Here is a 9885-nt window from a genome sequence, read left to right as displayed (position 1 = left end):
TCGAGGCTGCGGACATAGGGTGCGGTGACGACGATCGGTCCGCCGGCGTGCACATCGTCGTCGCTGCCGGTCGCGGCGCTGTCTTGCGCGAAAGCAGGGGCGGCAAGGAAGAGGGCAAAGGTGAAACCGGCAGAGCAAAGCAAACGCATGAGGGGAGAGTCCTGTTTTTGAGGCGACCTGTCGGCGCGGCAGTAATGATATACTGTTACAATCGCAACCCCTGATGGCCACTGCGGCTGTCGTTCGTCGGGCCTCGTTGCCCGTTGGTCGACAAACGCCGATCATCGGCGGGGCAAGCGAAGCTGTCTTGCGGGGCCGCGGGTGCGGCCCTAGATCATGGGCATGACTATTGCTGCAAACAGCCTCGACCTCATCGGCAATACCCCGCTGGTGCTGCTCAGGGGGCCGAGCGAAGCCACCGGCTGCGAAATCTGGGGCAAGTGCGAATATGCCAACCCCGGCGGTTCGGTGAAGGACCGCGCCGCGCTCTATATCGTCCGCGACGCCGAGGAGAACGGCAGCCTGCGCCCCGGCGGCACGATCGTCGAGGGGACGGCGGGCAACACCGGTATCGGCCTCGCGCTCGTCGGCAATGCCTTGGGCTACCGGACGATCATCGTCATGCCCGACAACCAGAGCGCCGAGAAGATGGCGACGATCCGTGCATTGGGTGCCGAACTCGTGCTCGTCCCGCCGGCGCCCTTCGCCAACCCCGGTCATTTCGTCCACACCTCGCGCCGCATCGCCGAGGAAACCGACAATGCGATCTGGGCGAACCAGTTCGACAATATCGCCAACCGCAAATCGCACATCTTCGGCACCGCCGAGGAAATCTGGGAACAGATGGACGGCCGCATCGACGGCTTCACCTGTGCCGCGGGCACCGGCGGCACGATCGCGGGCACGGGGCTCGGCCTGAAGGCGAAGAACGCCGGCATCACCGTCGCGCTCACCGATCCGCACGGCGCCGGACTCTATAATTATTACCAGTGCGGCGAATTGAAGCCCGAAGGGTCGAGCGTCGCCGAAGGCATCGGCCAGAACCGCATCACCGCCAATCTCGACGGCGCGCCGATCGACACCCAGTTCCGCATCTCGGACGCCGAGGGGCTGGCGGTCGTGCGCCGCCTGCTCGACGAGGAGGGGCTGTGCCTCGGTCTGTCGTCGGGGATCAACGTCGCCGGTGCGATGGCGCTCGCGCGGCAGCTCGGTCCCGGCAAGCGGATCGCAACCATCCTGTGCGACAGCGGGTTTCGCTATCTGTCCACGCTCTACAACCCCGAATGGCTGGCGAGCAAGGGACTGGAGGCGGCAGCATGAGTGTGCGGATCGACATTCCTTCGGCGCCCAAGCCGCAACCCGCACCGCCGCCGACGGTGCAGGTCGACGACACGATGCGCCGCCTGCAGATCGGCATCGCCGGGGTTCTCACCGTATTGCTGCTCGTCGGCATGGCGGGGCTGATCGGCGAGCGCGCCCGCGAACGCGCGGCGAGTGACGTCGCGGCGACCGCCGAGGTCAAGATGCCGGGCGATCAGCCCGCCGGCGGCGCGCCGCTCGAGGAACTCGGCGTCCAGCCGGTGTCGCCCTCGTCGAAGGACGAAAACGCCGCGACCGACGTGAAGGTACCGCAGGCGCTGCCGCAGGCCTCGTCGGTCCCCGACCTCGAACCCGACCCGGCCCTCCAGCGCGCGCGCCAGTCGAAACAGTGATCGCGGCCTCGCGCGGCCCCTTGCTGCGCGCGCTCGTCACAGCCCTGGCGGTCGTCGCGCTCGCATGGATCGCGGGCGGGCAGGCGCTGCTCGGCCGCATCGACCCCGCGCTCGCGCTCCCGCTGCTCGCACCGCCGGTGCTGCTGCTCGCCTGGTGGCAGCGCCGCGAGCCCGCACCCGCGCGTCGCCGCACCATCCTCTTCGCGCTCGGCCTTCTCGCCATGGCGCAGGCTCTCCTCGGCCTCCTTCTTGCCGGATCGGCGGGATGGCCGCAGCTTCTCCTGACGATCGTCGCGGGCGGCCTCGCCGCATGGCTTGCCGACCGGCTCGTCCGGTGGCGCCCGCGCGCCGGCTTGCTGCCATGGCTGGCAGGGGCGGTTCTCGTCGCCGGCTGGTTTGCGGCAGGGCATGCGCTGCTCGCCGCGCTCTACCGTCCCGCCGCGGCGTCGGCCGGGGCGCCCGCCGCGACGATGCTCACCGGCCTGCCGCTGCGCTGGTCGGGCGGCGGCGACATCGCGGCGATGATCGCCGAGGGTACGAACGACGACCCCGCGCTCGCGCGGCTCACGGCCGCCGGTCCCGTGTCGCTGGTCGACAGCCTCGCCGACCATGTGCCGCCCCCCGGAGGCGCGCTGCTGGTCGCGCATCCGCGCGCGCTCGCGCCGCGGGAACTCGTCGCGATCGACGCCTTCGTGCGCGGCGGCGGCCGCGCCGTCGTCCTCGCCGACGCGCTGTCGGGCTGGCCCGCGCGCCACCCGCTCGGCGATCCGCGGAACCCCCCGGTGACGAGCCTGCTGACTCCGTTGCTCGACCATTGGGGCATCACGCTCGCGGCCGCGCCCGCCGCCGAAGGGGCGCCGCTCGCCGCCGACGTCGACGGCACCCGCCTCCGCCTGTTCAGCGCGGGCCGCTTCGATCGCCTGCCGCCGCCATGCCGGGCCTTCGCCGGCCGCCGCGTCGCGCGCTGCCCGATCGGGAAGGGCGAAGCCTGGCTCGTCGGCGACGCCGACCTTCTTTTCGCGCCGCTCTGGCGCCCGCCCGTCCCCGGCGCCGGGCATCTGCGGCAGGCCGATACGATGGAATGGATTGCCGCGCGGCTCTGGCCCGGCGCCGGGCCGGGTCTGCTCCGCCCGCTCTGGATTCGCGCCCGCACCGCCTGAGTCGGCGTTTCCGCCCCAATTCGCCCCGATCGAGTCGCCCTGCGGCGGCGCCCGTGCGCCGTGCGACCGGCATTTGCCCGATTTGGAGCGCTTTTTGCGGCAAATGGGGGCCAGATTCCCTATTTCACCCTAAATTACCCCTTTTCACCCCGATCTATAGTTGATACTCACGAAATCGGAGAGGGGCATTCTCCACCCGTGCCGAACCAGCCGGAATCCTGCGATTCCGGCGCCGGGAAAGTTATGCCCGGTGGCGCGGATACAGGGGGCAGAGCGATGGCAATTGTGACGCCCGGCCAGTATGCGGGCACCAATTTCGCCGCGATCGATGGCAAGGGACGCATCGCCGTCCCCTCACAGTTCCGCAACAATGTGCCCCTCACTGCGGACGGCCAGCGCGTGCTCTGGGTCGGCTTCCACGAAAAGCTGCCGTGCCTCGTCGCCTATGGCCAGGATCAGTACGACCGGCTGAACGGCGAGATCGAGCGCGACCGCGAAACCGCGCGGCTGCGCAACCTCGATTTCGACGAGGACAGCGAGTTCAAGAAACGCTTCAGCTACACCGAGCCCTACACGCTCGACGACAGCGGTCGCTTCCTTCCCAGCTTCATCCACCGCGACCGCGTCGGCGATGCCGGCGCGACGGCTTTTGTGGGCTCGGGCCGGCGCCTCGAAATCTGGTGGCTGCCGACGCTCGCCGAATGCGCGGAGGCCGATCCGGTCCTCCAGCGTCTCGCCGCCTCCTGGGACGCGACGAAAGGGAAGGCGCGAAAGTGACGGACCTTCCCCGCGATCCCCGCCACGATCCGGTCCTCCGTGAAGAAGTCATCGCCGCGCTCGCCATCGCCCCGGGCGAGCGCCACGTCGACGCGACCTTCGGCGCCGGCGGCTATACCCGCGCGATGCTCGCGGCGGGTGCCGAGGTCGTCGCGTGCGACCGCGATCCCGACGCGATCGCCGAAGGGCAGGCGCTCGTCGCCGAAGCCGACGGCAGGCTCACGCTGATCCACGGCCGCTTCGGCGAGATCGACCGGCTGCTCGCCGAACGCGGCATCGAAAGCGTCGACGGCATCACCTTCGACATCGGCGTCTCGTCGATGCAGCTCGATCGGGACGAACGCGGCTTCTCGTTCCAGAAGGACGGCCCGCTCGACATGCGCATGGCGCAGGAAGGCGAAAGCGCCGCCGACTGGCTCAATCGCGCCGATGAAGGCGAGATCGCCGACGTCCTCTTCCATTATGGCGACGAACGCCAGTCGCGCCGCGTCGCGCGCGCGATCGTCGCCGCGCGCCCGCTGACGCGCACCGCCGAGCTTGCGGCCGTGATCCGCAAGGCGCTCCGCCATCCGCCGGGCGCGCCGAAGGATCCGTCGACGAAAAGCTTTCAGGCGATCCGCATCCACATCAATTCCGAACTCGACGAACTGATGGCGGGGCTCAACGCCGCCGAGCGCCTGCTGCGCCCCGGCGGGCGGCTCGCGGTCGTCAGCTTCCACAGCACCGAGGACCGCATTGTGAAGAATTTTCTGCGCGAACGCAGCGGTGGCGATGCCGCGGGTTCGCGCCACCGGCCCGCGCCGACCCCTCTGGCGCGGGCCGCAACCTTCGAGCCTCCGGCGCGCAAGGTGCGCCCCGGCAAGGAAGAAGAGGCGCGCAACCCGCGTGCGCGTTCGGCGACGCTGCGCAGCGCGGTCCGCACCGCGGCGCCGGCGCATTCGATCCGGGGAAATTCAGGGAAGGAGGCAATGTCATGCTGATGGCGGCCCGCAAGCTCCAGGGAATCGGCCTGGTCCTGCTCGTGCTCATCTTTGCGATGATGCTCTATCCCGTGTCGCTCAAGGTTGCGGCGACACGCAGCGAACTGACGCGTATCGAGCGGCAGATCGACAGGACGCGCGACAATATCCGCTATCTCGAATCCGAACTCGCGGTCCGCGCCTCGATGCGCCAGCTCGAACAGTGGAACGCCGACACCTTCGGCTATTCGGCGCCCGATGCGGGCCAGTATCTCGAAAGCGAGCGCCAGCTTGCCTCGCTCGACCGCCTGCCGCGGGCGCGCGGCGCGAACGAGGTCGCGCCGGTGCTGATGGCGATGGTCTCGCCCGTCGCGGTGCCGGCGGCGCCGAAGGAAAGCCCGGTCGAAAGCAAGCCCGCGGCGGCCAAACCCGTCGCGGCGAAGCCGGTCGTGCTCGCGCAGGCCGATACCGGCGTGCGCAGCGACGTGACGCCGCGGATGGCGCCGACGCGCCGCCGCGAGCAATTGAAGATGATCGAGGATCAGCTTCTGGCCGAATCGACGCTCGCCGATCTGAAGCGGGCCGCGGCGCTCGAAGCGGCAGGAGGCAAGGCCGGCCGATGAATACGCTCGTCGTCCGACCGACACGGGTTCGTACCGCCGGGGTGCGGCAGCAGATACTGCTGACCGCGCAGCAGCGGTTGATGATCCTGATGCTGCTGTTCGCGGCGGCATTTTTCGTCGTGTCGGTGCGCCTGCTCTATTTCTCGCTGTTTGACACCTCGTCGGGCCATGGCGCGGCGACCGCCTTCATTCCCGCGCGCGCCGACATCGTCGACCGCAACGGCGTACCGCTCGCGCGCACGATCGACGGCTATTCGATCCGCGTCGTCCCGTCGAAGCTGCTCAACAACCGGCAATATCTCGCCGACGAACTGCACAAGATCTTTCCCGATACGCCGCGCGAGGAATTGCTGGCAAAGATCAGCGGCCCACGCCCGACCTATATCCGCCGCCGCGCGCTGCCCGATCAGGTCGCGGCGGTGAACGCGATCGGCGACGTCGGCTTCGACTTTCCGCGCGAGAAGGAGCGCCTTTATCCGCAGCTCACGCTCGCCGCCCACGTCCTCGGTTTCACCAATGCGGAGGGTCATGGCGTCACCGGCGTCGAGGGCGCGCTCGACCAGCGGCTGACCGACAAGGCGACGCGCGGCCAGCCGCTCGCGCTGTCGATCGATGCGCGCGTGCAGGGCGTGCTCGAAAGCGAGTTGAGCTCGGCGGTCGCCAATCTCGAGGCGATCGGCGGCGCCGGCGTGATCCTCGACGTCCACACCGGCGAAGTCGCGGCGATGACCTCGCTGCCGACCTTCAATCCGAACAAGCTGACGGGCAGCGACCCCACGACGCGCCGCAACTCGGTCACCTATAATCTCTACGAGCTCGGTTCGACCTTCAAGCCGCTGTCGATCGGCGCGGCGATCGACGACGGCGTGGTGACGAGCATGGCGCGCCGCTACGATGCGACCGCGCCGCTGCCGATCGCGGGTTTCCGCATCCGCGACAGCCATCCCGGCCGCTGGTACAATGTGCCCGAGACGCTGATCGAAAGCTCGAACATCGCGACCGCGCGCATCGCCGACGAACTCGGCCGCGAAAATCTCGAACGGCTCTTCCGCAACCTCGATTTCGACAAGCGCCCGCAGATCGATCTCAAGGAACGCGCCTTCCCGCTGTGGCCCAGGGACTGGGGCCGCGTGACCACGATGACGACCAGCTATGGTCACGGCATCGCGGTGACGCCGATGCACCTCGCCAGCGCCTATGCCGCGCTCGTCAACGGCGGTATCTATCGTCCCGCGACCCTGATGAAACTCGGCGACAAGGCGCCGCCGCAGGGTCGCCGCGTGTTCAAGGCGGCGACCAGCGCGCGGATGCGCCAGCTTCTCCGCCTCATCGTGTCCGACGGCACCGGCAAACAGGCGAACGCGCCGGGTTTCCGCGTCGGGGGCAAGACCGGGTCGGCCGAAAAGCCGGGCGCGGGCGGCTATCGCCGCCATTCGCTCGTCTCGACCTTCGCCGCGGCCTTCCCGATGGACAATCCGCGCTATGTGGTGCTCGTGATGATCGACGAGCCCAAGGGCAATGCGTTCAGCTCGGGCCAGCGCACCGCCGGCTGGACCGCCGCACCCGTCGTGCGCAAGGTCGTGACGCGCGCCGGCCCGATGCTCGGTGTCTTCCCCGACGAAAGCCGCGACGTCGACGTTTCCGAACTGCTCCCGCTGTTGCGGAGAGGCGAGGAAACACACTGATGCGTCTCGCCGCGCTGCTCGATGATCAGGCACCGGAGGGCAGCGATCCCGTCATTACGGGGCTCGCGATCGACCATCGCAAGGTCGCACCCGGCACCATCTTCGGCGCCTTCGTCGGCGAAAAATTCAACGGCGAGGATTTCATCGCGGCGGCCGTCGCGGCGGGCGCCGTCGCGATCATTGCGCGCCCGGAGGCGAAGGTCGAAGGCGCCGTGCATATCGCCGACCCCAATCCGCGCCGTGCCTTCGCGCATATCGCCGCGCGCTTCTTCCATCGCTTTCCCGCGACCTGCGTCGCGGTCACCGGCACCAACGGCAAGACCTCGACGGTCGAAATGACGCGCCAGCTATGGCGCATGGCGGGGTTCAACGCCGCGTCGATCGGCACGCTCGGCATCACGACCTCGCTCGAAAGCGCCTCTACGGGGCTGACCACGCCCGACATCGTCACCTTCCTCTCGAACATGTCGGGGCTCGCGGCCGAAGGCGTCACGCACGCGGCGTTCGAGGCATCGAGCCACGGCCTCGACCAGTACCGGACCGAGGGGCTTCCGGTGAAAGCGGCGGCTTTCACCAATCTCAGCCACGACCATCTCGATTACCATGGCACGATGGACGCCTATCTCGCGGCGAAGCTGCGGCTCTTTTCGGAGGTCGTCGAATCCGGCGGCGCGGCGGTGGTGTGGGCCGACGACGAATATTCGGCGGCGGTCGTCGATGCGGCGGCGGCGCGCGGCGTCCGCCTGATGACGGTCGGCACCGCGGGCGAGGCGCTCCGCCTCGTCTCGCGCGAGCCGACCCAGCTCGGGCAGGCGCTCGTCATCGCGGCCGGCGAAACCACTTTCAGGGTGAGTCTCCCGCTGATCGGTGCCTATCAGGTCGCCAATGCGCTCGTGTCCGCCGGCCTCGTCATCGCGACCGGTGGCGATATCGGCCAGACGATCGCCAATCTCGCACGCCTCCAGCCGGTGCGCGGACGGCTCGAACGCGCCGCGATCACCAAAAGCGGCGCGCCGGTCTATGTCGACTATGCCCACACTCCCGACGCGATCGAGGCCGCGCTCGACGCGCTGCGCCCGCATGCGGGCGGTCGCCTGATCCTCGTCTTCGGTGCGGGCGGCGACCGCGACCAGGCGAAGCGGCCCGAGATGGGCAAGATCGCCGCCGCAAAGGCCGATGTGCTGATCGTCACCGACGACAATCCGCGCGGCGAGGACCCCGCCGTCATCCGCGATGCCATCGCCGCCGCCGCGCCCGGTGCGCGGGTGATCGGCGATCGTCGCGCCGCCATCGCCGCCGCGATTGCCGAGGCGAAGGCCGACGATATCGTCTGCATTGCGGGCAAGGGGCATGAACAGGGGCAGATCGTCGGGCGCGGCGACGCGACGCGCGTCATCCCCTTCGACGACGTCGGCGTCGTGCGCGAGGAGGCGGCATGACGACGCCGCTCTGGACCGCGCGCGCCATCGCCTCGGCCACCGGCGGCACCGCCAGCGCCGATTTCACCGTGCAGGGCGTCGCCTTCGACTCGCGCGAGGTGACGAAGGGCGACCTCTTCGTCGCGATGAAGGGCGAGACCGCCGACGGTCACGCCTTCATCGACAAGGCGATCGCGGCGGGCGCCGCGGGCATCGTCTGCGAAACCGGCATCGCGCATCCGCACGTCCGCGTCGCCGACAGCGCCGCGGCGCTGAACGCACTCGGTATCGCGTCGCGCGCGCGCAGCCACGGCCGCATCATCGGCGTCACCGGCTCGGCGGGCAAGACGGGGACGAAGGAGGCGCTGTTCGCCGCGCTCGATCGCTTCCGTCCCGGCAAGGCGCATCGCTCGGTCAAGAGCTACAACAATCATGTCGGCGTGCCATTGAGCCTCGCGCGCATGCCTTCGACCGCCGATTTCGGCATCTTCGAAATGGGGATGAACCACGCGGGCGAACTCGCCGCGCTGACGCGCATGGTCCGCCCGCACGTCGCCATCGTCACCACCATCGCCCCCGCGCACATGGAATATTTCGGCAGCGAGGAAGCGATCGCCGACGCGAAGGGCGAGATTTTCGAAGGTCTCGAACCCGGCGGCACCGCGATCATCCCCTTCGACAGCCCGCATCATGCGCGCCTCCGCGCCAGGGCCGAACGCCATGCCGCGCACATCGTCAGCTTCGGGCTGAACGAGGGCGCCGACGTCCGCGCGGTCGACTGGCTTTCGGACGGAAGGGGCGGGTCGCTCGTCACCGCGCAGGTCCAGGACTCGCTCCTCTGCTTCACCATCGCACAGGCCGGGGCGCACTGGGTCGCCAATTCGCTGGCGGTGCTCGCGGCGGTCAAGGCGGTCGGCGGCGATCTTCCCGCCGCGGGGCTCGCCTTCGCCGAAATGGCCGGGCTCGCGGGGCGCGGCGCGCGCCACCGCGTCGCGGTGCCCGGCGGCCATATTCTCGTCATCGACGAAAGCTACAACGCCAACCCCGCCTCGATGGCGGCGACGATCGGCCAGCTCGGCACCGAATCCGCCGACCGCAAGGTGGCGATTCTCGGCGCGATGAAGGAACTCGGGCCCGGTGGCGAGGCGTATCACGCGGCGCTCGCGGCTCCGCTCGTCGCGGCGGGGGTGCAATTCGCCCTGCTTGTCGGCGAAGAGATGGCGCCGCTCGCCAAAGCTCTTGAGGGACGCATCGATTTCGAGCATGTGCCCGCCCACTCGGCCGCGGTAGGGCGGCTGAAGGATATGATCCGTCCGGGCGATACCGTGCTGGTCAAGGGGTCGAACAGCGTCGGGCTGTCGCATGTCGTGACGGCGCTGATGAGCGGGGACTATTGATGCTTTACTGGCTGGCGGAATGGCTCGGCTTTCCGGGGGCTCTGAACCTCATTCGCTACCTGAGCTTCCGCTCGGGCGCCGCGGTCGCGACCGCGCTGATCATCGGGCTGTGGATCGGCCCGCGCTTCATCCTGATGCTGCGCATGCGGCAGGG

Annotated in this window: 9 protein-coding genes and 1 pseudogene; all 10 read left to right on the top strand. The window is 69.2% G+C overall.

Translation table 11 applies throughout. From position 1 onward, the window contains the following. Positions 1 to 342: 342 nt before the first annotated feature. Positions 343 to 1320: a cysteine synthase A gene (locus JHC57_RS18365; RefSeq protein WP_294031855.1), complete on the top strand. Its 978-nt coding sequence runs from the start codon at positions 343 to 345 to the stop codon at positions 1318 to 1320. After that, a complete protein-coding gene (locus JHC57_RS18360; protein WP_294031854.1) occupies positions 1317 to 1712 on the top strand; it encodes a hypothetical protein in 396 nt (131 codons plus the stop codon). The genes JHC57_RS18365 and JHC57_RS18360 overlap by 4 nt, the downstream gene beginning before the upstream one ends. Next, complete coding sequence (locus JHC57_RS18355; protein WP_294031853.1) at positions 1709 to 2872, top strand: DUF4350 domain-containing protein; 1164 nt, start codon at positions 1709 to 1711, stop codon at positions 2870 to 2872. The genes JHC57_RS18360 and JHC57_RS18355 overlap by 4 nt, the downstream gene beginning before the upstream one ends. A 276-nt stretch (positions 2873 to 3148) precedes the next feature. After that, positions 3149 to 3649, top strand: coding sequence for a division/cell wall cluster transcriptional repressor MraZ (locus tag JHC57_RS18350; protein ID WP_294031852.1), 501 nt, complete (start codon positions 3149 to 3151; stop codon positions 3647 to 3649). After that, positions 3646 to 4629 (top strand): 16S rRNA (cytosine(1402)-N(4))-methyltransferase RsmH, encoded by a 984-nt coding sequence (gene rsmH, locus JHC57_RS18345; protein WP_294031851.1) that lies wholly within the window; start codon positions 3646 to 3648, stop codon positions 4627 to 4629. The genes JHC57_RS18350 and rsmH overlap by 4 nt, the downstream gene beginning before the upstream one ends. Then, positions 4623 to 5231: a hypothetical protein gene (locus JHC57_RS18340; protein WP_294031850.1), complete on the top strand. Its 609-nt coding sequence runs from the start codon at positions 4623 to 4625 to the stop codon at positions 5229 to 5231. Before rsmH ends, JHC57_RS18340 begins: the two co-directional genes overlap by 7 nt. Continuing rightward, positions 5228 to 6916 carry a penicillin-binding protein 2 gene (locus JHC57_RS18335; RefSeq protein WP_294031848.1) on the top strand — a complete coding sequence of 563 codons (1689 nt, stop codon included), beginning with the start codon at positions 5228 to 5230 and terminating at the stop codon, positions 6914 to 6916. The genes JHC57_RS18340 and JHC57_RS18335 overlap by 4 nt, the downstream gene beginning before the upstream one ends. After that, positions 6916 to 8355: a UDP-N-acetylmuramoyl-L-alanyl-D-glutamate--2,6-diaminopimelate ligase gene (locus JHC57_RS18330; RefSeq protein ID WP_294031846.1), complete on the top strand. Its 1440-nt coding sequence runs from the start codon at positions 6916 to 6918 to the stop codon at positions 8353 to 8355. The genes JHC57_RS18335 and JHC57_RS18330 overlap by 1 nt, the downstream gene beginning before the upstream one ends. Continuing rightward, positions 8352 to 9731 (top strand): UDP-N-acetylmuramoyl-tripeptide--D-alanyl-D-alanine ligase, encoded by a 1380-nt coding sequence (gene murF / locus JHC57_RS18325; RefSeq protein ID WP_294031844.1) that lies wholly within the window; start codon positions 8352 to 8354, stop codon positions 9729 to 9731. The genes JHC57_RS18330 and murF overlap by 4 nt, the downstream gene beginning before the upstream one ends. After that, positions 9731 to 9885: pseudogene (mraY, locus tag JHC57_RS18320) on the top strand (phospho-N-acetylmuramoyl-pentapeptide-transferase); the annotation flags it as partial. The gene murF and the pseudogene mraY, both read left to right, overlap by 1 nt.

Source organism: Sphingopyxis sp. (assembly GCF_016463645.1).
Classification (GTDB): domain Bacteria; phylum Pseudomonadota; class Alphaproteobacteria; order Sphingomonadales; family Sphingomonadaceae; genus Sphingopyxis.
The sequence above is the reverse complement of the archived record's forward strand: the minus strand, read 5'-3'. Positions and strand labels throughout refer to the sequence as shown.

What these genes read in the sequence shown, in the direction of transcription:
- JHC57_RS18365 (WP_294031855.1), top strand. Translation starts at nt 343, where the DNA reads ATGACTATTGCTGCAAACAGCCTCGACCTCATCGGCAATACCCCGCTG.
- JHC57_RS18360 (WP_294031854.1), top strand. Translation starts at nt 1,317, where the DNA reads ATGAGTGTGCGGATCGACATTCCTTCGGCGCCCAAGCCGCAACCCGCA.
- JHC57_RS18350 (WP_294031852.1), top strand. Translation starts at nt 3,149, where the DNA reads ATGGCAATTGTGACGCCCGGCCAGTATGCGGGCACCAATTTCGCCGCG.
- JHC57_RS18340 (WP_294031850.1), top strand. Translation starts at nt 4,623, where the DNA reads ATGCTGATGGCGGCCCGCAAGCTCCAGGGAATCGGCCTGGTCCTGCTC.
- JHC57_RS18335 (WP_294031848.1), top strand. Translation starts at nt 5,228, where the DNA reads ATGAATACGCTCGTCGTCCGACCGACACGGGTTCGTACCGCCGGGGTG.
- JHC57_RS18330 (WP_294031846.1), top strand. Translation starts at nt 6,916, where the DNA reads ATGCGTCTCGCCGCGCTGCTCGATGATCAGGCACCGGAGGGCAGCGAT.
- murF (WP_294031844.1), top strand. Translation starts at nt 8,352, where the DNA reads ATGACGACGCCGCTCTGGACCGCGCGCGCCATCGCCTCGGCCACCGGC.